The sequence below is a fragment of the Streptomyces sp. NPDC104309 genome (assembly GCF_055584025.1).
The window spans coordinates 25964-49232 of the sequence record NZ_JBVJMV010000021.1; the positions used below are offsets into that span (position 1 = coordinate 25964).

Annotated in this window: 22 protein-coding genes; 13 read left to right on the forward strand and 9 right to left on the reverse strand. The window is 69.5% G+C overall.

Going from position 1 to position 23269, the window contains the following annotated elements:
* The first annotated feature begins 33 nt into the window (after positions 1–33).
* A complete protein-coding gene (locus ACZ68L_RS27550; RefSeq protein WP_469581630.1) occupies positions 34–711 on the forward strand; it encodes an HdeD family acid-resistance protein in 678 nt (225 codons plus the stop codon).
* A gap of 360 nt (positions 712–1071) precedes the next feature.
* On the opposite strand, the gene ACZ68L_RS27555 is transcribed toward ACZ68L_RS27550, so the two are convergent.
* Positions 1072–2187 carry an AI-2E family transporter gene (locus ACZ68L_RS27555; RefSeq protein WP_469581632.1) on the reverse strand — a complete coding sequence of 372 codons (1116 nt, stop codon included), beginning with the start codon at positions 2185–2187 and terminating at the stop codon, positions 1072–1074.
* A 213-nt stretch (positions 2188–2400) separates the two neighbouring features.
* Here ACZ68L_RS27555 and ACZ68L_RS27560 point away from each other — a divergent pair, with 213 nt between their 5' ends.
* The gene (locus ACZ68L_RS27560; protein ID WP_469581633.1) at positions 2401–3612 is read left to right on the forward strand and encodes a right-handed parallel beta-helix repeat-containing protein; all 1212 of its coding nucleotides are present in this window, start codon (positions 2401–2403) and stop codon (positions 3610–3612) included.
* Between the two features lie 7 nt (positions 3613–3619).
* On the opposite strand, the gene ACZ68L_RS27565 is transcribed toward ACZ68L_RS27560, so the two are convergent.
* From ACZ68L_RS27565 to ACZ68L_RS27575, 3 genes are all read right to left on the reverse strand, one after another.
* On the reverse strand, positions 3620–4300 hold the full coding sequence (locus ACZ68L_RS27565; protein ID WP_469581636.1) for a hypothetical protein: 681 nt from the start codon (positions 4298–4300) through the stop codon (positions 3620–3622).
* Positions 4301–4610: 310 nt separating this feature from the next.
* A complete protein-coding gene (locus ACZ68L_RS27570) occupies positions 4611–7067 on the reverse strand; it encodes an SdrD B-like domain-containing protein (protein ID WP_469581895.1) in 2457 nt (818 codons plus the stop codon).
* A 599-nt stretch (positions 7068–7666) separates the two neighbouring features.
* The gene (locus ACZ68L_RS27575; protein ID WP_469581638.1) at positions 7667–8659 is read right to left on the reverse strand and encodes an IS630 family transposase; all 993 of its coding nucleotides are present in this window, start codon (positions 8657–8659) and stop codon (positions 7667–7669) included.
* 197 nt (positions 8660–8856) lie between these two features.
* Here ACZ68L_RS27575 and ACZ68L_RS27580 point away from each other — a divergent pair, with 197 nt between their 5' ends.
* From ACZ68L_RS27580 to ACZ68L_RS27615, 8 genes are all read left to right on the forward strand, one after another.
* Positions 8857–9717 carry a tyrosine-type recombinase/integrase gene (locus ACZ68L_RS27580; RefSeq protein WP_469581641.1) on the forward strand — a complete coding sequence of 287 codons (861 nt, stop codon included), beginning with the start codon at positions 8857–8859 and terminating at the stop codon, positions 9715–9717.
* Positions 9718–9793: 76 nt separating this feature from the next.
* Positions 9794–10648, forward strand: coding sequence for a HipA family kinase (locus ACZ68L_RS27585; protein ID WP_469581644.1), 855 nt, complete (start codon positions 9794–9796; stop codon positions 10646–10648).
* Complete coding sequence (locus ACZ68L_RS27590) at positions 10645–11028, forward strand: DUF3037 domain-containing protein (protein ID WP_469581645.1); 384 nt, start codon at positions 10645–10647, stop codon at positions 11026–11028. The genes ACZ68L_RS27585 and ACZ68L_RS27590 overlap by 4 nt, the downstream gene beginning before the upstream one ends.
* A 236-nt stretch (positions 11029–11264) precedes the next feature.
* Entirely contained in the window at positions 11265–12026 is a 762-nt protein-coding gene (gene fabG / locus ACZ68L_RS27595) for a 3-oxoacyl-ACP reductase FabG (protein ID WP_361453063.1), read from the forward strand.
* Positions 12027–12046: 20 nt separating this feature from the next.
* Positions 12047–12802, forward strand: coding sequence for an SDR family oxidoreductase (locus ACZ68L_RS27600; RefSeq protein WP_469581649.1), 756 nt, complete (start codon positions 12047–12049; stop codon positions 12800–12802).
* A gap of 118 nt (positions 12803–12920) precedes the next feature.
* On the forward strand, positions 12921–14501 hold the full coding sequence (locus ACZ68L_RS27605) for an ABC transporter substrate-binding protein (protein WP_469581654.1): 1581 nt from the start codon (positions 12921–12923) through the stop codon (positions 14499–14501).
* A gap of 88 nt (positions 14502–14589) precedes the next feature.
* A complete protein-coding gene (locus tag ACZ68L_RS27610; RefSeq protein ID WP_469581657.1) occupies positions 14590–15273 on the forward strand; it encodes a uracil-DNA glycosylase in 684 nt (227 codons plus the stop codon).
* Positions 15274–15408: 135 nt separating this feature from the next.
* Positions 15409–15894 carry a hypothetical protein gene (locus ACZ68L_RS27615; RefSeq protein ID WP_469581659.1) on the forward strand — a complete coding sequence of 162 codons (486 nt, stop codon included), beginning with the start codon at positions 15409–15411 and terminating at the stop codon, positions 15892–15894.
* 54 nt (positions 15895–15948) lie between these two features.
* Here the strand turns inward: ACZ68L_RS27615 and ACZ68L_RS27620 are convergent, their stop codons facing one another.
* Positions 15949–16401 (reverse strand): hypothetical protein, encoded by a 453-nt coding sequence (locus tag ACZ68L_RS27620; RefSeq protein ID WP_469581661.1) that lies wholly within the window; start codon positions 16399–16401, stop codon positions 15949–15951.
* 75 nt (positions 16402–16476) lie between these two features.
* A complete protein-coding gene (locus ACZ68L_RS27625) occupies positions 16477–17190 on the reverse strand; it encodes a TetR/AcrR family transcriptional regulator (protein ID WP_469581663.1) in 714 nt (237 codons plus the stop codon).
* Between the two features lie 82 nt (positions 17191–17272).
* Between ACZ68L_RS27625 and ACZ68L_RS27630 the strand changes: the two genes are divergently transcribed.
* The 3 genes from ACZ68L_RS27630 to ACZ68L_RS27640 all read left to right on the forward strand — a co-directional run bounded on the left by ACZ68L_RS27630 (position 17273) and on the right by ACZ68L_RS27640 (position 19961).
* On the forward strand, positions 17273–18484 hold the full coding sequence (locus tag ACZ68L_RS27630; protein ID WP_469581666.1) for an FAD-dependent monooxygenase: 1212 nt from the start codon (positions 17273–17275) through the stop codon (positions 18482–18484).
* Positions 18485–18567: 83 nt separating this feature from the next.
* Positions 18568–19467 (forward strand): Gfo/Idh/MocA family protein, encoded by a 900-nt coding sequence (locus tag ACZ68L_RS27635; RefSeq protein ID WP_469581669.1) that lies wholly within the window; start codon positions 18568–18570, stop codon positions 19465–19467.
* Between the two features lie 146 nt (positions 19468–19613).
* Complete coding sequence (locus tag ACZ68L_RS27640; protein ID WP_469581670.1) at positions 19614–19961, forward strand: hypothetical protein; 348 nt, start codon at positions 19614–19616, stop codon at positions 19959–19961.
* On the opposite strand, the gene lnt is transcribed toward ACZ68L_RS27640, so the two are convergent.
* The 3 genes from lnt to ACZ68L_RS27655 all read right to left on the reverse strand — a co-directional run bounded on the left by lnt (position 19912) and on the right by ACZ68L_RS27655 (position 23173).
* Entirely contained in the window at positions 19912–21642 is a 1731-nt protein-coding gene (gene lnt, locus ACZ68L_RS27645) for an apolipoprotein N-acyltransferase (RefSeq protein WP_469581673.1), read from the reverse strand. The two genes, ACZ68L_RS27640 and lnt, sit on opposite strands and share 50 nt — an antisense overlap.
* A 100-nt stretch (positions 21643–21742) precedes the next feature.
* Positions 21743–22240: a nuclear transport factor 2 family protein gene (locus ACZ68L_RS27650; protein WP_469581676.1), complete on the reverse strand. Its 498-nt coding sequence runs from the start codon at positions 22238–22240 to the stop codon at positions 21743–21745.
* 69 nt (positions 22241–22309) lie between these two features.
* On the reverse strand, positions 22310–23173 hold the full coding sequence (locus tag ACZ68L_RS27655) for a universal stress protein (protein ID WP_469581678.1): 864 nt from the start codon (positions 23171–23173) through the stop codon (positions 22310–22312).
* Between the last annotated feature and the right edge of the window lie 96 nt (positions 23174–23269).

Below are 23269 nucleotides of genomic sequence, written 5' to 3' on the forward strand. Positions count from 1 at the left end.
TGACCACGCTGCTCCCAGTAGGAGACAGGTGCCATGACATCCCCTTCCGATTCCCCCGGCCCCGTTCCGCCACGCGGCACCGAACCACAAGAGGGTCGCCTGACCGAAGGCATGGCCGCCCCGGCGAACATGGGCTGGCAGATCTTGCTCACCATGGGCCTCGCCACCATGGCCCTGGGCGTCATCGCCCTGGTCTGGCCGGGCGAGACGCTCCGTGTCGTCGGGGTGCTCTTCGGTGTGTACCTGCTGGCCACCGGTGTCTTCCAACTCGCTGCCGCCTTCGGCACACACGTCCCCCGGCATCTTCGGGTACTGCACTTCGTCACCGGCGCGGCCTCCGTCCTGCTGGGACTGATCTGCTTCCGGGGCCCCCTGGAGTCGATCTTTCTGCTTGCCCTGTGGATCGGCTTCAGCTGGCTGATGCGAGGCACCCTGGAGACGGTCGCTGCGGCCTCCGATCAGGCCATGCCCGCCCGCGGCTGGCACGTGGCCTTCGGCATCATCGGCACTATGGCCGGCATCGTGATGATCATCATGCCGTTCGCCTCCATCGCGACACTCACCCTGGTAGTGGGCGTCATGGCCATAGTTCTGGGCCTGACCGAGGTGGTACGCGCCATCATGACACGCGTCGCGATCGGCCATCTGGCTGTCGGCACGCCCACCCAGCGGCGCCCCCTGTTCCACGCACGTCCGCACCCCCAGCACTGATCGGTGGGCGGATCGGCCGGACGCGGCAAGTGGCGACATCGCGCAACCTCCGCGGGTCGTCGGCCGGCGAGCGGTCCTTCACGTTCATCGCAGTAGCGCGCGGTTGTGATGGTGGTCCTGGCGTCGCGCGTCGCGCCCGATCTGCCGGGGCAGTCTCGGGCACTCGCCCATCAGGGCCGCACTCAGGTTCCGCCCGAGCCAGAGAAGTGGAGAAGCCTTTCACGGCGTGACCACGTAGCCGCAGCCGAGGTGTTCGGTCAGCTCGACGACCAGGGCCCGCTCGACCGCTGCCCGTAAGGCGGAGTCGTCGACCTGGGCGAACTCCTCGCTGCGCTTTTGGAGCCCGGATTCATGCGGCGGTCATTCGGGATCGTCGGACCGGTCGGCGTTCTGGGGGCTGTTGTCTGCCCGCGTCGGCAGCCCCGGTGACCGATCGTCGCGGTGAGTCCAGATGTCTTTGAGGACGATTTGAATGATGCCGGTGACGGGAATCGCCAGGAGGGCACCGAGGATCCCGGCGACTTCGGCGGCGATCAGGATGGCCAGCAGCACGGTGAGGGGGTTGAGTTTCACCGTCCGGGACAGGATGACCGGTTGCAGGAGGTGGTTTTCGGCCTGCTGATAGACGATGAAGAAGATGATGGCTGCGATGCCGGCTGGCAAGGAGTGGACGAAAGCCACCGTGGAGGCGAGGACAGCCCCTATGGTGGTCCCCATCAGGGGAATGAGGTCGGTCAGGGCGACGAAGAGTGCCAGCAGGCCGGCGAACGGCACTCCGGAAACCAGCAGCACGACGTAGGCGCGTTGTTGTTCGGCGGTCGTGTGCGGGCCCACGATGCCATCGATGAAACCGAGCGGGTTGCGTGGCGCGGTAAGGCCGTTGCCGACGGACACGTTCGTACCGCGGCGTGCGGACTGGCGCCAGCGTTCGCGGATGCGGTCACCGGCCTGGTCCAGAAGCGCGGCGGCGACGACCGGTAAGAGCAGCGAGCCGCTGGCGCAGATCTGTATCAGCAGGTCGCCGCCGAGTGCTTGCGGGGCGATCCGCTCGCGGGAGAATCGCGGGAGGTCGGCCGCGCCGGGCAGCGAGGCACCGGCCGTGCGCACCAGCCGGGGGCCCACGCCGACGGTCACGGTGAGATCGCCCGGCGGCAGGCCCAGCAGCCGCGTGTCGGTCCCCGCTGTGAGTGTGCGGATGGCCTGGCCAAGTTCGGCCAGTAACGGGCCGGGAGCCACGGTGGCGCCGAGGTCGGCCACCACGGCGAGCAGGTTGGGCTGGACCGGCTGGGGGAGCGTGATGCCTGCCTGATGACGGCCCGTCGCCACAACCGGCATTGGCGTGGCCCCTGGGGCAGGGGCGTGCCGGCCTGGCTGGGCGGAGACCGATGTGCACCCGGCGGTCAGACCGGCGGCCATCATGGCGCCGGTGACATCGAGGAACGTGCGGCGTGACGGGTGGTGATCGGCTCGGCGCATGGGGTGCAGAGTGCCACACCCGAATCGCACGTGCCGGTCAACCTCGCGATTCTGGCGTGGAATTGGGCGTCATGCCAGAATGGGATCATGCCTCGATTAGCTCTTCGCGTGTTGGCGGCGGTAGTGGGCACGCTGACACTGGTGGCCGGCTGCGGCGGCGATGGCGGATCGGGCAAAGGCCGGCGTCCGGCCGGTGCGCATGTGACGATCCGAGTGCCTGCCGATGCCCCGACGATCTCGGATGCGGTGTCCTTGGCTCAACCCGGTGACCTGGTGCTGGTCGCGCCGGGCGTGTACCACGAGTCGGTGAAGATCGACACGGCGCGCATCACTCTTCGCGGTTTGTCCCGGGACAAGGTTGTCATCGACGGGCGGTTGCAGCAGCCGAACGGCGTCGTCGTCTCGGCGCCCGGGGTGGCCGTGGAGAACCTGACCGTGGAGAACAACACGCAGAACGGGGTTCTGGTCACCGGTTCGGCAAAGGCGGCCGTCGGCTTGCCGGGGGGAAGCGGCGGCTACGACACCGGCGACGAGCCCGTCACCTTCCTGAAGTCGTTCCTGGTCTCCCACGTGACCGCGACCCGCAACGGTCTGTACGGCATCTACGCGTTCTCCGCGCAGAACGGTGTCATCGAGCACTCGTACGCGTCGGGCGGCGCCGACTCGGGGATCTATGTCGGCCAGTGCAAGCCCTGCAACATCGTGGTGCGGGACAACGTCGCCGAACTCAACGCGGTCGGTTACGAAGGCACCAACGCCAGCGAGGACATGTACGTGGTCGGCAACCGCTTGGTCGGCAACCGGGTCGGACTCACCACCAACTCCGACCACCAGGAGAAACTGCTCCCGCAGAAGGGCTCCGTCATCGCGGGCAATCTGATCGCCGCCAACCAGCAGACGGCCACCCCGGAGCAGGCCGACGGCGGGTGGGGCATCGGCGCCGGCATCGACGGCGGCAGCGACAACCGGTTCATCCGCAACCGCATCGCCGGCAACCGCAACGCCGGGCTGGTGATCAGCGCGACCGCCGACATACCTCCGGTCGGCAACCAGATCCTGGACAACACGTTCACCGGCAACGGCGTCGACGTCGGCTGGACGTTCCCCACCGCCACGCGGGGACGGGGCAACTGCCTGCGGGGCAACGATCTGCGCACCACCGTGCCCGCCCGGCTTGCGACGACTGCGGCCTGCCCGCTTCCGGCCGGGTCGTCCTCGCCGACCGGCACGTGGGCGGCGCCGTCGGCACCCGGTGGCATCCCGTTCACCGAGGTCGCGGCGCCTGCTCCGCAGCCGCAGTTCCCCGACGCCGCCACCGCGGGCGCCACCGCTGTCCCGCCCGTCCCGGCCCTGCCGAAGACGGAGGGCATCCGGCTGCCGCCGGCGTCCCTGCTCGCCGCGAACGCGCGGGTGCAGACGTCCTGAACAGCGGCTACCGGGTCGGGGTGGTTCCGGGGACCGGCTCGACCGGAACGTACTTGTGGGTGTCGAAATCGATGACTACCGGCTCCGGCTGCGAACCCACGCTGACGCGGACCCGGTACATGGTGCCGTCGGAGCCGATCCAGTAGCGCACGTTGCCCGCCGTACCGGAGCGGTCAGGGGAGGACGGCCCGGTCATGACGTCCACCTGATGCCCGTCCACCTGGTCTCGTCCCCACCAGGCGGCGCCGTTCTGCGGCAGCAGTTCGGCGTTGTCCGGCCGGTCGCCGCCAAGACCGAGCGCGATGGACAGGGAGGTGTCCAGCGCGCTGCCGGACGACAGCAGCGGGCGGTCGTACCAGCCCGAACGGGATGGCGACGCGGGTGCGTGCGCCGGGGCATCCGTCATCGGGCGGACGTGCACCGAGGTGGGCGTCCACTGGATCAGCCCGTCGCTGGACTTGTCGCGCCCGGTGCCGTGCACCATGCCGTAACCGACCTTGCGCCGATAGTCGACGGACCCGGTGACGGTCAGCCCGCCGGCAGTGCCCGGCACGGTGATCGTCACCGCGCGGCCCTGCGCCTGGTAGTTACGGAATCGCGTGATCGCCAGGCGGCTCGCCTCATCCGTCGTCAGCGGGCGCGGACCGCCGGCGCCGGAGCCGCCGTCGGCGACCAGGAACGCGGCCACCGCGGCCACCGCGGCGGCCGCGATGCCGATGACGGCCGCGGCCCGACGCGATCGCGGCCATCGGCGCCGGTTAGCCGGACGACCCGGTGGGGCTTGCCGGATTATCACGCTCCGCGCGCGGTTCGACGCTGACACTCTCCGATTCATCCTTTCGATCACCACACCGTCCGGTCGCCGCGGGCTCGCGGCGGCACTCGGCAGTCCGGTGGCAGACCAGGCCCAGGCGGGCCCTCGTGGACCGGCCGAGACGTGATCTGCCCGTCCGTGCCGTCCGGATCGCGGACGGGCAGATCACCGTTGTGCGGTTCGTTCAGTGTTGCCGGGCGCGACGATTCCGGGTCACGAACGCGATGACCAGGCCCGCACCCACCAGCAGACCGACGATGCCGATCAACTCCGCCAGCCCCGGCGTACCGGTGTTCGCCAGCAAACCCCCGCCTCCACCGGCCGGGTCCGGGTGGTTGGCAGGCGGCGCGGGCGACGGCGGCGTGGAGGCCGCAGGCGGCGTCGGAGTCGGTGTCGGTGTCGGTGTGGAAGTCGGCGTCGGGGTCGGCGTTTCCTTGGGGATGTACACCCCGGCGTCGATCGTGTGATCGACCCCGCCCGGCTTGTCCGGCGCCGTGACAGGCGCGTAGCCGTTGCACAACGGTCCGGAGGTCGGCGGGGTCACATTGGAGTCGTGCGCACGGTTGGCACCGGCCCGCGGGAGCGTGAACCTCAACTCGCCCGCCGGGGGCTGCTCGGGCACCTGGCTGGTGTCCGCGGTGCACACGTCGAACTGCACCGTGTACTTCGCGCCCGGCGTGAGCTCGTACGCGGCGCCGACACCACCGAAGTAGTACTCGCCGGCGGCATCGGTCCTGGTTGTGGCGACCTGCTTGCCGTCCGCGTCCAGCAGGTTGATCGTCGCCCCCGGCAGCAGCACTTCCGCCGGGTCCTGGATCCCGTTGTGGTCACCGTCGAACCACACGACGTTGCCGATCTGGATCGGCGCGTTCGCCGCGGCGTACGCGATGTCACCGAGCCCGCCGGCCTTGCCGAACCCGTTCTGTTCCTGACCGATGAACTGGTACGCGTTGGCGGCCGGATCGTTGCCTGGGCCCTGACCGGTCGTGATGTCGTAGTAACCGGTCCCGGCGGTTTCAATGTTGACGGTCGGGTCGAACTCCGTGCTGACGACCCACTGCTGCTGCGGAATGTAGGCCACCGACCCCAGCGCGGTTTCCTGGTGCCCGCCAGCGAAGAAGTCGCCCGGGAAGTATTCGACGACTCCGTTGTCCTGGCCGCCGTCGGTGGCGGGGGTGGCGTGGTTGGGGCAGTTTCCGGTGCCTTCCCACGCGTATCCGCCGGTGGGACTGGCGCAGGCCATGGTGATGTCACCACCGGACATGCCGAGTTCCGGCGTGTTGTTCCCCGGGCGAGGGTCCAGCCCCTTCGCACTGAGAACGTCCATGAACCGGTCGCGGAAACCCAGGATCATCGAACCGTCGCGGGCGAAGGCGAGGGAGGCGAGCTCCGGCTGCGGATCGATGAACGCTCCGCCCGCCTTCCGCTCGTCCCACGTGGCCAGAGTGGTGTTCCACGGGTTCCAGTGGGTGGCCTGGTCGACGTCGCCGGCACCGACGAAGACGCTGCCACGCTTGTCCGTGAGCGGGTGGTCCAGCACCGTGGTGAACCGCGTGCCGTCGTAGGAGTAGACGACGGCCTTCAGGTCCGCACGCTGCTGCGTGCTCTCCGCATTGCACACGCCGCCGACGTACAGCGTGTTGTTGTGGACGGAGAGACCGAACGGCCGCCAGTCGCTGGGCTTCGCGCACCCCGGGTCCGGGATCCGCACCGTCGCCTCGGGCGCCGAGGCGGTGGCCCCTGTCGCGTCGAAGCTCACCAGGCTGCGGGTCAGCAGGTTCACCGCGTACAGCGTGGAGCCGTCCTCCGACAGGGCCAGGCCACCGATGCTCTCCTTGCCCGGTGCGTCGGTGAAGCCGGGATCCTTGTTCATGTCGGCGGTGTCGTGCTGCGTCACCGCGGCGTCCGGCACCTCTGCGAACAGCTGCGGCGCACCCGAGCCGCTGACCGGCACCGTATAGATCGCGCCGGCGCCCTGCGGCCCGTACGGGGCGTATCGGCGGGCGAACGCGCTCTGGAACAGCCGGCTCCGATACTTGTCGTACGCCAACCCGAACGTCGTGCCCACCTGGTCCTGCGTGGCCAGCGTGGCCGGGCACGACACATTGGTAGGACACGTGCCTCGGGTCTTCGTCCCGAACGCCACCAATGCCCGGGTGTCGGTTCCGCCGGCGCCATTCTGGACTGGTACGAAGTACCGCGAGTCCGGCAGCGTGTAGTCGGCCGGATCCCATACCCCCGTCACCACCGAGGCGTTCTTTCCGTCCGACACATCCACGAACGACGTGAAGCTGTCGAAGTGGTTCTCCGCCGTCGATGCAGGCGCCGCCTGCAAATAGTCGCTGTACGGTGCCGGGATGCTGACGTCGACGCGGTATCGGCCGCCGCTCAGTGCCGTCGACCGCGACACCATGACCTTTCCCGTGGCATCCGTGACGCCGGTGACGTGGTGCCCAGCGGGGTCGGAGATCTCCACCTTCATGCCCCGTTGTGGCACGTCCATCGTCGCGTTGATCACGCCGGTGCCGAAGAAGTCGCGCAGCACCTCAACCGTCAGCTTGCCGTCGGCGGTCGAAGCGGCGGCAGGTCCGGCTGTCGCTCCCACGGCGCCGCCTGCCAGTAAGAGAACGGATAACCCCATGCGCGCCAGCGGCTCCGCAAGCCTGCGGGCCGACCGACGCGAGTCTCTGCCGACTCGGTTCATGGCATCACACTCCACACTTCTCTTGTCTGAAAACAGAAGCCCTGCTTCTCGCTGCGCGTCCACTTCGTGGCCCCCGGTGCAGGCGCCGGTCGCGGACGCCGCGGAAAAGAAAAAGGGCCCATTGCTGTTGCCTGGACCGCTTTGTGATGATCGTCTGAGGATATTGTGGGTACGTCGTAAGCGCCGCAGGCCAGGAAAAGCGAACGCGTGCTCAGGGCTTCGGGCGGAACCGCCCCGGGTTGCGTGTTTTTCCAGCTCAATCACGGCACCCTCGCCCCCACCGCCGACCTCACCGACCGCCATCGCGAGCAGCGCGAGATATCCTATCCGCTGGAGTCTCGCCGTCACCAGCAGAACCCCTGGCATCCATCGGGATCTGATAGCCCCAGAGCGCCCAGAGAATGGCGACCGAAAGAATGTGCGACAGTTAACCTCGCCGTTTCGCTTGAGGCGGGGCCGGTTGGCGCCGCGAACGTGAAAGTGCCTTCCTGGGCTGGGACGATGAACCTTGTCTATTGAGCAGAAACTCATTGGGTTCACTCGTCGAGGATGTATCGGACGTGCGGGGCTTTGAAGTAGCCGGTGACGATGTGGGGCTGGCGCTGTCGGCGGTGGAAGAACCTGCGGGTTTCAGCAGCGAGTTCGGCCCGGTTCCTGGCCCGGTGGGTGTGGGGCAGGCTGCGTTTGAGGTCGGCGTTAACCAGCTCGTCCGGGTTCAGCTCGGGTGAGTACGGGGGCAGGAAGTGCAGCTCGATCTCGTCCTGGTGGTCGGCGAGCTGGGCCCGGACGGTTTTCGAGCGGTGGGCCGAGTGCCGGTCGACGATCAGGTGGACCTTGTGGTCGAAGTGTCCGACGAGCCGGGTGAGGAAGTGGCACATGACCTTCGCGTCGAACGACTCGGTGAAGACCATGAAGTGCATCCGGCCGCGGGTGCTGATCGCGGACATCGCGTTTACGGAGAACCGGTTCCCGGTGCGGCGGACGACCGGCGTCCGCCCCTGCGCACCCCAGGTACGGCCGGTGACCTGGTCCGAGCGGATGCCGACCTGGTCGGCGAAGAGGACTTCACCTTTCTCTGCCTTCGCCCTGGCCCGGATGGCCGGCCAGGTCTCCTCGTGCCAGAGGCGGACCGCTTCCGGATCCTGCTCGACGGCCCGTTTGTCGGGACGTTGGAAGGTCAGGCCCCAGCGTTTGAGGTACTTGCCCACGCCGGGCTCGGTGAAGCGGACCCGGTACAGCTTGAAGATCAGCTCGCCTATCTGCCCGCGTGTCCACAGCTGACCGGAAAGCCCCAGGTCGCAGGGAGTGTGGTCGAGCACGGCCTGCCGGATGGCGGCCTGCTCGGCCTCGGACAGGACCTGGTGTTCCCCCACGCGACGACCTCGGGTGCGGGACAGCAGTGCGTCCCGTCCACCGGCCTGCCACTTGGCCCACCAGTTGTCCACTGCCCTGGCCGACACCTTGAACAGAGCGGCGACCTCCACACGGTCCCGGCCCTCCACCAGCGCGGACACCGCAAGCAACCGCACAGCCTCCTGCGCGTCCGGCGACCAGGCCCGCGCATCCCCCACCAAATCACTCACACACCGTCAACGAGTCTGCACCCAAAGCGTTTCGGATCAATAGAACGCGTCTCCATATCGTCCCGTACCTGGGTCAGCTTCCGCTCAGGAGTATCGCCGCAACGGATCTGCGGGCGTTCATAACCAAGCTGGAGTCGACAGTCTTGTCGGTCGACTACCAGCGCGGCATCCTGTCCGAGCTTTCCTCCATTCTGGAAGCGGCCGTCGACGACAAGCGCCTCGTGCGCAACCCTATGCACGCGAAATCTGTGCGGTGGCCCAAGTCGCCGCGGGAGCGGCGCGACGCGTGGTCGATGGCGACGGCACTGCGGGTCCGCGATGCCATCAACGAGCGGAACAGGATCGCTGTCGTGGTCGGCCTGGAGTGCGGGCTCCGCCAGGGCGAGGTGTTCGGGCTGAGTCCGGAGGACGTCGACTATGTACGCGGCATGCTTCACGTTCGGCGCCAAGTGCAGGCGATTCACGGAAGGCTGTACTTCGCCCTGCCGAAGGGGAAGAAGATCCGCACGGTGGATCTGCCCCCCTCGGTAGCCGAGGAACTCAAGCGTCACATCGAAGCGTTCCCGCCGGTAGAGGTGGAGCTGCCGTGGGGGAAGCCGGAGGGGGAGAGGAAGAAGTTCTCCCTGCTGCTCACCACGCGCTTCGGCAACGCCGTGGCGGTGAACACATGGAACGCCTATACCTGGAAGCCCGCCTTGGCCAAGGCGGGAGTCATCCCGCCACGTGCCGAGGGGGCGAAAGCCTGGCAGCGCGCGGCGGCCCCGAAGGACGGTTTCCACGTGCTTCGGCACACCTACGCCTCGATCATGTTGGAAGCCGGAGAGTCCGTCGTGACCCTGGCTCGGTGGCTCGGACACTCCTCGCCGGCGATCACCCTCGGTTACTATGCTCACTTCATGCCGGAAGCTGGCAGCAAGGGGCGCGGCACCATCGACGGTCTGCTTGGGGAGCGGGGAGACCGGCTCGCCAGCCGAAACTCCCCAGATTCTCCCCAGCGCCGTTGACCGGTGATTCCTGCCTCTACGCCCCGGAGAAGTCGTCCGTGGATTGTAACGCTGAAGAGATAGGTGGCTTGGGAAAGTGTTGGAAGAAGTCGTAGCGACCCGCTATGTCACGCCCCTGCGTGAGGGCGGCTCGCTCCCCGGCATCGTCGAGGCCGACGATCTCGGCACGTACGTCATGAAATTCACCGGCGCCGGACAGGGCCGCAAGACCCTGGTCGCGGAGGTGATCTGCGGACAACTCGGCCGTCGGCTCGGCCTGCGCGTCCCCGACCTCGTGCAGATCCAGCTCGACCCGGTCATCGGGCTCGCCGAGCCCGACCAGGAGGTGCAGGAACTCCTGAAGGCCAGCGGTGGGCTCAACCTGGGGATGGACTTCCTGCCGGGTTCGATCGGCTTCGACTCGCTGGCCTACCAGGTGGACTCCCGCGAAGCCGGACGGGTCGTCTGGTTCGATGCCTTGATCAACAACGTCGACCGTTCCTGGCGCAATCCGAACATGCTGATCTGGCACGGCGACCTGTGGCTCATCGATCACGGTGCCACCATGATCTGGCACCACAACTGGCCCGGAGCCCAGGCCTCCGCCGCCAAGCCGTACAACGCCTCGGACCACGCGCTCGCCCCCTTCGCCCCCGATGTCGCGGCGGCGGCCGCCGAGCTCGCTCCGCTGGTCACGGAGGAACTGCTCACCGAGGTCACGGCCGACGTCCCCGACGAGTGGCTGGTGGACGAGCCCGGCTTCGATTCCACGGACGAGCTGCGCCGCGCCTATGTGGAGGCGCTGCTGCCGCGCGCCGCGACCATCCATGAGCGGATCACGATGGAGGGCCCCACCGAACCCAAGCCCTCGCAGGCCCCCGGCTGGCTCACCGAGCACCTCACCCCGTGGCCGCATCCCACCAAGAAGAACGACAAGGACGGCCAGCGGTGAGTGAGCGCGATGTCTTCGAGTACGCGCTGCTGCGCGTGGTGCCGCGGGTGCAGCGCGGGGAGTTCTTCAACGCGGGCGTGGTCGTCTACTGCCGCGCACGGGGTTTCGTCGCCGCCCGCACCCATCTCGACGAGGCCAAGCTGAAGGCCCTGGACCCCAACGCCGACGTGGTCGGTGTACGGGCCGCCCTGCGTGCGGTGGAGGGGGTCTGCCGCGGCGGCACGGACGCGGGCCAGGCGGCCCGTGACGACGCCGGCCGCCGCTTCCGCTGGCTGATCGCGCCCCGCTCCACCGTCATCCAGCCGAGCCCCGTGCACAGCGGCCTCACGAACGACCCGGAAGCCGAGCTCGCGCGACTGCTCGACCTGCTGGTCCGCTGATCCTCCGGCCCCGCGGCGCCGCACCCGACCACCGAGGCGGCGGCGCCGTCGGGTGTGACATGCGCCCCTGCGGCCGTGGGCCGTTGACACCGGGTGCCGGGGCTTCTAGCGTCTCGTCTGCTGAAGGTACTAAGCGGTTGCTCAGCTATCGGGAAGGTTCCGCGCACACGAGGGTTCCGTGCCGGGGGTGCCCCGACGTCCGCTGAGCGGCGATCCAAGGGCGAGGAGAACCAAGCATGTCCACCACCGAGCAGCGCGTCGCCATCGTGACCGGAGCGGCGCGGGGCATTGGCGCCGCCACCGCGGTACGCCTGGCGGCCGAGGGCCGTGCCGTCGCCGTACTCGACCTCGACGAGGCGGCCTGCAAGGACACCGTCGAGAAGATCACCGCCGCCGGGGGCACCGCCCTCGCCGTCGGCTGCGATGTGTCGGACAGTGCCCAGGTGGAAGCCGCGGTCGCGCGGGTGGCCGCCGAGCTCGGCGCTCCGACGATCCTCGTCAACAACGCGGGCGTACTCCGCGACAACCTGCTCTTCAAGATGAGCGAGTCCGACTGGGACACCGTCATGAACGTGCACCTCAAGGGCGCGTTCCTGATGGCCAAGGCCGTCCAGAAGCACATGGTGGACGCCGGATTCGGCCGCATCGTCTCGCTCTCCTCCTCCTCGGCGCTCGGCAACCGCGGCCAGGCCAACTACTCCGCCGTCAAGGCCGGTCTGCAGGGCTTCACGAAGACCCTCGCCAAGGAGCTCGGCAAGTTCGGCATCACCGCCAACGCCGTTGCCCCCGGCTTCATCGTCACCGAGATGACCGCGCAGACTGCCGCCCGCATCGGCATGGGCTTCGAGGAGTTCCAGGCCGCTGCCGCCACGCAGATCCCGGTGCAGCGCGTCGGCCGCCCCGAGGACATCGCCAACGCCATCGCCTTCTTCACGGGCGACGCGGCGGGCTTCGTCTCCGGCCAGGTGATGTACGTCGCCGGCGGACCGCTCAACTGAACCGAAGGGATACGGACGTCATGACTGTGCAGGACAGTGGGAAGGTCGCGCTCATCACGGGCGCGAGCCGGGGCATCGGCTACGGCGTCGCCGAGGCGCTCGTGGCCCGCGGTGACCGGGTGTGCATCACCGGACGCGGCGAGGAGGCCCTCAAGGAGGCCGTCGAGCGGCTCGGCTCCGACCGGGTCATCGGCGTGGCGGGCAAGGCACACGACGAGGCGCACCAGGCGGTGGCCGTCGAGCGCACCATGGAGGCGTTCGGCCGGGTCGACTTCCTGGTCAACAACGCGGGGACGAATCCGGTCTTCGGTCCGATCGCGGACCTCGATCTCAATGTCGCCCGCAAGGTGTTCGAGACCAATGTGATCTCGGCGCTCGGATTTGCCCAGCAGACCTGGAAGGCCTGGCAGAAGGAGAACGGCGGGGCGATCGTCAACATCGCCTCGGTCGCCGGGATCTCCGCCTCACCGTTCGTCGGCGCGTACGGCATGAGCAAGGCCGCCATGGTCAATCTGACCCTCCAGCTGGCGCACGAGTTCGCGCCGGGCGTCCGGGTCAACGCGATCGCTCCCGCGGTGGTGAAGACGAAGTTCGCCCGGGCGCTGTACGAGGGCCGTGAGGCGGAGGCCGCCGCCGCCTATCCGCTCGGCCGGCTGGGCGCTCCCGAGGACGTCGGCGGCGCCGCCGCGTTCCTCACGTCGAGCCAGGCCGAATGGATCACCGGACAAACCCTGGTCGTCGACGGCGGGATGTTCCTGAATGCCGGCGTGAGCTGAGCACGGCCTGAGCGGTTTTGGCCCTGATTGACTCAAGTGCCCTGTCGGGCCTGCGGATTGACCCGACGGGGCACTGCGGTAAGGTCTGCCGACCCATGGCTGATCGAGGAGCGTTCACGTGTTCTACCGGGCCAGTGTGCAGGCCGCTGCAGTCCTTGCTTCCCTTTCTCTGCTGGCAGGCTGCGGACTTCTCTCCGACGGCAGCTCGAAAGGGGAAAAGGAGATAGTTGTCGGTACGACCAGTGAGCCCTCCACCCTCGATCCGGCGGCGGCGTGGGACAACTCCTGGGAGCTGATGCGGAATGTCTTCCAGACCCTGGTGAGCTTTCCCACGGGCAGCACCAGTCCCGAGCCCGATGCCGCGGAATCGTGCACGTTCACCGATGCCAGCAGCACGGCCTACCGGTGCAAACTCCGCGAGGGCCTGAAGTTCTCCAATGGCGACACACTCGACGCCGAGGCCGTGAAGTACTCCATCGACCGGATCAGGGACATCAAGGTCAAGGGCGGCCCCGTCGGCATGCTCGGCTCGCTCGACCGGGTCGAGACCAAGGGGGACGATGTCGTCGTCTTTCATCTGACCAAGCCGGACGCCACATTCCCCTTCATCCTCGCCACCCCCGCGATGTCGCTGGTGGCCCCCGGTGACTATGCGAAGCGCAAGATCCGCAGCGACGGAAAGGTCACCGGTTCCGGACCCTACCTGCTGGATTCGTACAAGCCGGGGGATCGGGCCGAGCTGGTGAAGAACCCGGACTACAAGGGCTTCGCCAACCGTAAGAACGACGCCGTGACCATTCGGTACTTCAAGGAATCGGCGCCCGTGGTCGCGGCACTGAAGAAGAACGAGATCGACGCGATCTACCGAGGCGTCACCGCCGGGGAGGTCGTCAATCTCGAAGACAACAAGGATCCGGACAGCAATCTGCAGATCGTGGAGACGGTCGGCGCGGACATTCGATTCCTGGTCTTCAACCCCGAGGACCCGGCCGCCGGGAACGTGGCCGTACGGCGGGCCATCGCCCAGCTCGTCGATCGTGACGCGCTGGTGGCCAAGGTCTACCAGGGCACGGCCGAGCCTCTGTACTCCATGGTCCCCAAGGGTATCGCCGGTCACACCACCAGCTTCTTCGACGCCTACGGCGAACCGGACAAGGACAAGGCGAAGCAGATCCTCGCCAAGGCCGGTATCACCAGGCCCGTCGCGATGACGTTCTGGTTCACGACCGACCGATACGGCTCCTCCACGGCACCCGAGTTCGACGAGCTCAAGCGTCAGCTGGAAGCCTCCGGACTGTTCAGGATCACGCTGCGGAGCAAGCCCTGGAAGGAGTTCCAGGAAGGCTTCACCAAGGGCCAGTACCCCGTCTTCGGTCGCGGCTGGTTCCCGGACTTCCCGGACCCGGACAACTTCATCGCCCCCTTCGTGGGCAAGGACAGCATCACCGGCATGCCGTACGTGAAGAACGAGATCACCCAGCAGCTGCTGCCGCAGACCCGCAAGGAGAGCGACCGGGGAGCGGTCAGCAAGCAGTTCGAACGGGCCCAGCAGATCCTGGTCGACGACGTACGGCTGCTGCCGCTGTGGCAGGGCAAGCTGTATGTCGCCGCCGGCGAGGACGTCGGCGGCGGGGAGCGCGCGCTCGACCCGCAGACGGTGATGCAGATGTGGGAGCTGTACCGCAAGGCCAGCTGGTAGGCCGGCGGCAGGGCTCGCAGGGTCCGTTGTCAGTGGCCCCCGGTAGGTTCTCGGGTGAAGAACGTATTACTTACCGGAGGTTGTTGACGTGACCGACACCGACCTGCTGCCCGAATCGTGGCGCGGCGTCCTCGGCGAAGAGCTGCAGAAGCCCTACTTCAAGGAGCTCACCGAGTTCGTCGAGGAGGAGCGGGCCAAGGGGCCGGTCTATCCGCCGCGCGACCAGGTGTTCGCCGCCCTAGAGGCCACGCCCTACGACAAGGTGAAGGTCCTCGTCCTCGGTCAGGACCCGTATCACGGCGAGGGGCAGGGGCACGGCCTGTGCTTCTCGGTACGGCCGGGTGTGAAGACGCCGCCCTCCCTGCGGAACATCTACAAGGAGATGAAGGAGGAGCTCGGCCTGCCCGTCCCGGACAACGGCTATCTGATGCCGTGGGCCGAGCAGGGCGTGCTCCTGCTCAACGCCGTGCTGACGGTGCGCGCGGGCGAGGCCAACTCGCACAAGGGCAAGGGCTGGGAGAAGTTCACCGACGCGGTGATCCGCGCGGTCGCCTCGCGGCCCGATCCGGCGGTCTTCGTGCTCTGGGGCAACTACGCCCAGAAGAAGCTCCCGCTGATCGACGAGGAACGGCATGTGGTGGTGAAGGGCGCGCACCCGTCACCGCTCTCCGCCAAGAAGTTCTTCGGCTCCCGTCCGTTCACGCAGATCAACGAGGCGGTGGCGGCGCAGGGGCACCTAGCCATCGACTGGCGCATCCCCGATCTGGGCTGACGCCGGGGTTCCGGCCCCGTCGGCGGCGGGCGCCCGGAGGACAGACCCGGGGCGCCCGCCCGAGCCTCAGCGGGATTGACCCCGGCTGCGGCTAGCGTCGATCGGGAACGGGTGGACAGGAACAGGGAGGCCGCGGTGACGGAGCAGCGGGAGGCGTCGAAGGACGCCGTCATGACCAGGATCGGCCAGGCGGTCATGCTGCTGCACGGCGGTGACCGGGAGGAGGCCCGCAATCGCTTCGGCGGCCTCTGGTCGGAGATCGGCGAGGACGGTGACGCCCTGCACCGCTGCACCCTCGCGCACTACATGGCCGACACCCAGGACGACCCCGGCGATGAACTGGCTTGGGACCTGCGAGCGTTGACCGCGGCGGACGGCCTGACCGACGAGCGTGCGGCACAACACGCCGACGCGCTCGCGATGCGGGTGTTCTACCCCTCGCTCCATCTCAATCTCGCGGCGGACTATGTGAAGCTCCAGCGCCCCGAGGCGGCCCGGATCCATCTGGACCGGGCGCGCGCCGCCTCCGATGTGCTCGCGGACGACGGGGCGGACGACGGATACGGGGGAGGGGTCCGCGCGGCGATCGCGCGGCTGGAGCTGAGGCTGCGGGAGCTGTGAGGGGTGGCCCGTCCGTGACGGACGGGCCACCCACCCGGCACTCTCCTGCCGGGCTCAGTGACCGTAGGTGTTCTCACAGATCCGGGACTGCGGGCTGCCCGCGGGCCAGTGCCCGTACCCCCGTCCCAGCGCGCAGACGTCCGTCCTTGAGGCGGGGGCCGGCAGGGCCGGTGCGGGCACGGTCACGGCGGGCGGTTCGTGACGCGGTCGGGGCCGCGCCGCTCCGGGGTGGTTGCGTTGTCGCGGCGCGTGGGGCGCGGCGCGCTGGGTGTCCGGCGACGTGCCGGTGGTCGGGGTGGACGCGGAGACGGACGTCCCCGGGCCCGGTAGGGCTTCCAGGCTGTCGTGGGCGGGTGGCGGCACGATCTGCGGTGCCAGGTCCTCGCCGGGCCTGCTGTTCCCGGGCCGGGCCGGAACGTCCGCCTGCGGGGCCACGGACACGCAGCCGGACAGCGTCGTGACGGCCACGCCGACCAGGAGCTTCACGGTGATTCTGGTTCGTTGCACCTGACCAACTCTGCTGTGCGGACCCGGTTTCGAGTGAGCCCGGAAGCGGTGATTGGCCCGCACGAGTGACGCCGGTCAGCGCAACGTCCAATCGGGACCCAGCATTCCGCGCAGCAGTTCGGTGAAGCCGGTGCGCAGTTCCTCCTCGGTCGGCACCGAGCGGTGGAACGATCCCGCGGCACACGAGAACATCAGCCCCTCGCACCAGGCGACCAGGGACAGGGTGTGCCGCTCGGGCTCGGTCGATCCGGCCGCGGTCATCAGCGCCGTCAGCGGCTCGCGGAACTGCCGCCCCGTCGCGTCGAAGAACTCCCGCAGCTCCGGGCGCCGGGTCGCCTCAAGAGCGAGCTCGTACCGGCAGACGAGCAGTTCGGGATGGCGGGTGAGATAGCGGTGCAGAGCCCGCGCGAGACCGTCGATCATTGCTTGCGCGCCAGTGCGCGGCCCGTGTGTCGCGTCGCCGCCGGTGTCGTGTTCCGGGCCCTGAGCCGTACCACCGTCTGTGCCGTGCCCCGCGCCGGCGCGTGAAGCGTCCGCCGGCCCGATGCCCGGAACCGGAAGTTCACCGGGCGCGAGCACCCGGGCCTCGCGCTCCGCCAGCCGTCGGACCGTCGCCTCCAGCAGGGACTGCCGGGTGCGCGCGTAATTGGATGTCGAGCCCTGGGGGAGTCCGGCGCGTTCGTCCACCGCTCGGTGGGTCAGCCCGCGCATCCCGCGTTCGGCGAGGAGCGCGAGGGCGGCATCGGTGACGAGATCGGCCCGGGAAGTGCCGGTGGTGCGTGTGGCCATGGGGTCAACCTACCTTTCTCACTACACCTGTAGTACGGTGAAGGCGTCACTACAGATGTAGTTTCATTGTCGAGGAGGAGTGATGGACCATCCCCACGCCGTCGTCATAGGCAGCGGAATCGGCGGACTCACCACGGCGGTGGCCCTGCACGGGTGCGGTTGGCGGGTGACTGTTCTGGAGCGCGCCGCCTCCCTGGAACCCGTCGGCGCCGGTATCGCCCTCGCCCCCAATTCCCAGCGTGCCCTGGACGTCATCGGCCTCGGCGACGAGATCAGGTCACTGGCCGCCTGGCAGGGCGAGGGCGGCATGCGCACCCCGAGCGGCCGCTGGCTCTCCCGTACGAACAGCGCCGCCGCGGCCGCGCGGTTCGGTGGCCCGCTCGTCCTGCTGCACCGGGCCGCCTTCGTCGACCGCCTGGTGGCCCGGCTTCCCGGCTCCGCCGTCCGTACCGATGTCGCGGCGGAACTGCTGGACCCGGGCGTGGCGGACGGGGCGCGAGCCGTGGTCACAACGGCGTCCGGGGACATCGAGGCCGACCTCGTGATCGGCGCCGACGGCATCAACTCCGGCGTGCGCCGGGCACTCTTCCCGGCCCACCCCGGACCCTCGTACGCCGGATTCACCACCTGGCGCATCATCGTCCCCGCGCCCGAGCGGCCCTTCGTCCCGCACGAGACCTGGGGGCGTGGCGCCCTCTGGGGCACCCAGCCGCTCAAGGACGGCCGGATCTACGCCTACGGGGCCGCCGTGGCCCCCGCCGGAGTCCGCGCCGCCGACGACGAGAAGGAAGAGATGATGCGGCGGTTCGGCAGCTGGCACGACCCGATCCCCTCGCTCATCGCCGCCGCCGAGCCCGGCCAGGTGCTCCGCAACGACGTGCACCAGTTGATCGACCCCCTGCCGTCCTTCCACCGGGGGCGTGCCGTCCTCGTCGGCGACTGTGCCCATGCCATGGCCCCCAGCCTGGGACAGGGCGGCAACCAGGCCGTCGAGGACGCGATCGTGCTCGCCCACCACGTGACGCCGGAGGGGGACCTCGGCGCGGGTCTGGCGGCGTACACCGCCGACCGGCTGCCCCGTACGTCCGCCGTCGTCCGCAAGGCCGCGCAGGCCTCCCGGCTCATGCGCCTGACGAGCGGTCCGGCCGTGGCACTGCGCGACGCGCTGATGTCCGTCGTTTCGCGGCTCGGGCCCACGCTGGTCCTGCGGACCTTCGACGGCATCGCGGACTGGCAGCCACCGCAGCACACGTATGCTGCCCGGACGAAGGAGGCGCGCAGGTCACCGCGGTAGACATCGGTCCGAAGGGCTCTACGGGGCACCCTCGTCCGGTAGCACCGCAGCGGCCCGCGCCGGACAGTGAGAGGGAGACCCCCGTGAAGGTCGGCTGCATCGGACTCGGTGACATCGCGAAGAAGGCGTATCTGCCGGTTCTGACCACTCGGCCCGGGGTCGAACTCCATCTGCAGACCCGTACCCCCGCCACCCTGACCGCGGTCGCCGAGTCCCACCGGATCCCGTCCGGGCAGTGTCACACCGACCTGGAATCGCTGCTCGCCCAGGGGCTGGACGCCGCCTTCGTCCACGCGCCCACGGCCGTGCACCCGAAGATCGTGGCCCGGCTGCTGGACGCGGGCGTCGCCACGTACGTGGACAAGCCGCTGGCCTATGAACTCGCCGATTCCGAAAGGCTGGTGAGTCTCGCCGAAGAGCGCGGGGTGAGCCTTGCCGTAGGTTTCAACCGCAGGGTCGCGCCCGGCTACGCGCAGTGCGCCGAGCACCCGCGCGAGCTGATCCTCATGCAGAAGAACCGGGTGGGCCTGCCCGAGGACCCACGCACCATGGTGCTCGACGACTTCATCCATGTCGTCGACACCCTGCGCTTCCTGGTGCCGGGGCCGGTCGAGCACACCGCTGTACAGGCCAGGATCCGCGACGGGCTGATGCACCATGTCGTGCTGCAGCTGTCCGGCGACGGATTCACCGCCATCGGCATGATGAACCGGCTCAGCGGCTCGACCGAGGAGCGGCTGGAGGTCTCGGGGCAGGACTCCAAGCGAGAGGTCGTCAACCTCGCCGAGGTGATCGACCACAAGGGGCAGCCGAGCGTACGGCGGCGCGGCGACTGGGTACCCGTGGCCCGGCAGCGCGGCATCGAGCAGAGCGTGCTGTCCTTCCTGGAAGCCGTGCGGGCCGGAAAGGTGCTCAGCGCCGGGGACGCCCTGCGCACGCACGAGCTGTGCGAGCGCATCCTGCGCGACCTGGACGTGGCCTAGGGTCTCTCGTTCGGAACAGCCCGGCATGATCCGAACGGGAGGCCCCGGGACCGTGCGCCTCCCCGGGCCCACCGGCCCCGGGATGCGTCGGGCCCCACCCCGATGCAGGCTGGGGTGATGGACCACCGGCCCGTGGAGGTGACCTCGTGAGGCCCCGCGACGAGCCAAAGGGCTGGGGAGCGCTCCAGCCGCCGCCCGGCTACTACTCGGCAGACGGGCGGCCGCCCGACGCCACGCAGCGCGGGCTGATCCTCGACTGGGCGGTCAATCAGCGGATCGCGAGCGGCTGGCGTGTGGAGTCCCGTTCCGAGACCCAGGTCGTCATGGTCCGGGGCCGGCCGCTGAACCATGTGCTGCACGCCATCCTGATGGCCGTCACCTGCTTTCTCTGGGGCGCCGTGTGGCTGGTACTGGCCGTGACGAACAAGGTCGAGCGCGTCTCGCTCACCGTCGACGCCCAGGGCCACATCGTCTCCGTGCACGGCCCGGGATAGTCCGAGGGGCGGTCCCCGGTCCAGCCGGAGCCGAACCCGTCGGCCCGGCGGTCCCGTCGCGTGCGGAATCCACCGGACCGGAGGAGTCCACCGGAACCGCCGCGGTCCTCGCCCCGGACGGTCCGCCCCGGTCACACCGCCGCAACGACCGCACCCCTTCGAATGCGCAGAACACGGCCAGCACCGCCGCCGCCCCCTGCACGGGCCAGTCGCCCAGCCGCACATAGAGCGTCGTACCGGACGCCAGCGGTACGTCGTACACGACCGCCCCGCTCGTACCCGTACCGAGTGGCTCACCGACACGGGCCCCCTGCGGGCCGTACACCGCGCTGATGCCGGTGAGCGTGGCATGCACCATCGGGCGGCCGTTCTCGGCGGCACGCAGCGCCCCGAGCGAGGCGTGCTGCGCGGGAGCCCAGCTGTGCTGGAACGTCGACGTCGACGACTGGTCGATCAGCACCTGCGCGCCGTCCAGGGTCAGCCGCCGGCTCATGTCGGGGAACGCGGACTCGAAGCAGATCAGCGGACCGATGCGCAGTCCCTTCCCGCCGAGCGCCGAGGGCAGCCTCATCGTCACCGGGTGGGTACCCCGCAGCCGGTCCTCGCCCGCGGCCTTGCCCAGGGAGGTGACCCACCCGAGCACCGATCGGGCCGGGATGTACTCACCGAACGGCACCAGTCGCATCTTGTCGTACCGGTCCCCGGTCAGCCCGTCCGGACCCACCAGCACCGCGGACTTGAAGATCCCGGTCCGCCCCGATCCGCCGGTGCGCCGGGCGTCCATGTTGACCAGCACATCCGCGCCCAGCCGGCGCGAGAGGGCCGCGATCCGGGCAGTGATGTCCGGGTGCCGGGAGAGGTCCGTACCGACACTGCTCTCGCCCCACACCACCAGATCGAGATCGCGTCCCACCAGAGAGCCGGTCAGCCGCTCACTGACTGCCAGCCGGCGCTCTACGCTCCGCGGACCCGCGATCACTCCCGGCTGCACGACGGCGATCCTGGCCACGCCCGACTGCTCGGGCCGCGGCGCCCACTGCGCCATCGCCCCCACGGCCAAAGCGCACACCGCGAGGCCGACGACGGCGACCGTACGGGCGGCGGCGGTCACGAACAGCAGGGCCACCGCGGTGTTCACCGCCACCAGCAGAAGGCTCACCAGCCACACCCCGCCGACGGACGCTACCCGGAGTGCCGGAGCCACCTCCCACTGGCTGGCTCCGAGCAGCCCCCAGGGGCCGCCGAGACCCTGCCAGGAACGGACCAGCTCGATCATCAGCCAGCCGCACGGCACCACGACGACCGCGGCCGCGGCGGTCGCGGCGGACACCGGCCCGCGCAGCACCCGGAAGACCAGCAGCCCCCAGGGCGCCCACAGCAGACCGAGCAGAGCCGCCAGGATCACGAGGAAGACATGGAGGCTCGGCAACAGCCATTGGTGCACGGCGAGCAGATAGCCCATCCCGCCGAGCCAACCGTCGAGCGCCGCTCTGCGCCCCGTACCGGCGGAGCGGATCAGCAGCAGCCACGGCACCAGTCCGACCGGCGCGAGCCACCACAGGGAGGGGGCGGGGAACGCGAGCGCGGGCAGCGCACCGGCGAGCAGTGCGAGACAGCCGCGCCACCGGCCGGACCGCAGTATCCGCTCCCACTGCTCGCGCCGACCGGCCGGAATCCGCATGCCGCGCCTCCTCGTCCCGCCTGATCAGCAGTCTCCCCCCTGGCTCCCCGTTCCGCAGTTCTTCCCCCGCGCAGGGGAGCCGAAGCCCCGATGGACCGGATCAGCCCGGCGTGAGCGAGTCCGCAGCGCCGCGCCACTTCTCGTGGACGGTGACGGTGAGAATTCGCCAGCCGGTTCCCGTGCGCGACAGCGTGAAGGTGTACCGCCCGCCGGAGACGAAGTTCGGCGCGCCCGTCCGCGTCCCGAAGCCGCCCCTGTCCCCTTCCGCGGCCTCCAGGCGCATCGGGTTGGCGTAGTCGGCCCGCACCTCGGCGCGGTCGCCCGGACTGCCGTCCAGGTCCTGGAGGCGGACCAGCCGGTTGACGATCAGATGCTGGCGTACAGGGAAGAGCCGCATGGTCTCCGCGAGCCACCGGGCGACCTCGGCCGCGGGCCCCTCGATACCGCCCGCGCTGCGGTAGTCTGCGCGGCCGTCCTCGCTGAACAGGGCGCGGTAGTCCGCCCACGCGCCGTCGTCCACCGCCCTCGCATAGCCGGTGATCACTGCATCGATGGACAGCCGGTCCATCACGGTCGCGAGATCCACGCGCTGCGTCATCGGGCCAGTGTCCGCCCGCCGGCGTGCGAGGCCAAGGGGCGTGCACGCACGGCGGGCCGGGCGATGCCGTCAGCAGGGCACCACCGCCACCGGGCCGAGCGCGTGCGTGAGTGTGGTCTGCGCGACCGGGGAGAGCCCGAGCCCGAGGGACTCACCGCCCTTGCGCCGCCCGATCACGGTCAGTGCCGCGGTGGCCGAGGCCGTGACCAGGGTGCGTGAGGCGGAGCCGCCGACGGGTTCCCTGACGACCTCGACCTGCGGGTACTTCTCCCGCCAGCCCGCGGTGACTTCGGCGAGACTCCGTTCGGCCGCACCTGCCGCCGCGTCCCGGTCGAAGACGGGTCCGCCCGACAGCATCGAGGAGAACATCGTCCAGCCGTGCACGATCCGCAGCCGCGCACCGGGCCGGGAGGCGGCCGTTGAGAAGGCGAACTCCAGCACCGCTTCACTGCTCTCATCGGCGGCGACGCCCGCGACGACGTCGGGGAAGGCCTCCTTCGACTCCTCCTCGTGCTCGTCCGACGGTCCGCCGTGGATGACGACGACGGGACACCCGGCCATGGAGGCGATCGCCAGGCTGTTGGAGCCGAGCATCAGCGACCGGAAACCTCCCAGACCGCGCGAGCCGACGACGACCAGCGAGGCCTCGTTGCTGAGCGAGGTCAGCGCCGCCGCGGGAAAGTCCAGCGGCGCGAGCGTCCTCGGGTGCAGATCGGGAGCGATCCCGGCGACCCGTCGCACGGACCGGGTGAGCAACTCCTCCGCCTCGCGCTGCTGCGTTTCCGGGACGGCGCGGCGAGTCGGCGTGCGGGCATGCACGATGACCAGCGGGAGCCTCCGGCGGACGGCTTCGTGGGCGGCCCAGTCGAGCGCCTCACGGCTGTGCGACGAGCCATCGACGGCTGCGATCACGGGAAGCTCGGTGGCGGTCATGATTTCCCTCCAGGTTCCGGCGGTACATGTCCCACACTGGTACGCGCGCACGTGGTGCGGCAGGGACTTTCGGCCCCATCTGCCCGGGGATCCGGA

Coding starts and splice junctions, on each gene's coding strand:
- ACZ68L_RS27550 (WP_469581630.1), top strand. CDS start 34: ATGACATCCCCTTCCGATTCCCCCGGCCCCGTTCCGCCACGCGGCACC.
- ACZ68L_RS27555 (WP_469581632.1), bottom strand. CDS start 2,187: ATGCGCCGAGCCGATCACCACCCGTCACGCCGCACGTTCCTCGATGTC.
- ACZ68L_RS27570 (WP_469581895.1), bottom strand. CDS start 7,067: ATGGGGTTATCCGTTCTCTTACTGGCAGGCGGCGCCGTGGGAGCGACA.
- fabG (WP_361453063.1), top strand. CDS start 11,265: ATGTCCACCACCGAGCAGCGCGTCGCCATCGTGACCGGAGCGGCGCGG.
- ACZ68L_RS27600 (WP_469581649.1), top strand. CDS start 12,047: ATGACTGTGCAGGACAGTGGGAAGGTCGCGCTCATCACGGGCGCGAGC.
- ACZ68L_RS27625 (WP_469581663.1), bottom strand. CDS start 17,190: ATGGCCACACGCACCACCGGCACTTCCCGGGCCGATCTCGTCACCGAT.
- ACZ68L_RS27630 (WP_469581666.1), top strand. CDS start 17,273: ATGGACCATCCCCACGCCGTCGTCATAGGCAGCGGAATCGGCGGACTC.
- lnt (WP_469581673.1), bottom strand. CDS start 21,642: ATGCGGATTCCGGCCGGTCGGCGCGAGCAGTGGGAGCGGATACTGCGG.
- ACZ68L_RS27650 (WP_469581676.1), bottom strand. CDS start 22,240: ATGACGCAGCGCGTGGATCTCGCGACCGTGATGGACCGGCTGTCCATC.
- ACZ68L_RS27655 (WP_469581678.1), bottom strand. CDS start 23,173: ATGACCGCCACCGAGCTTCCCGTGATCGCAGCCGTCGATGGCTCGTCG.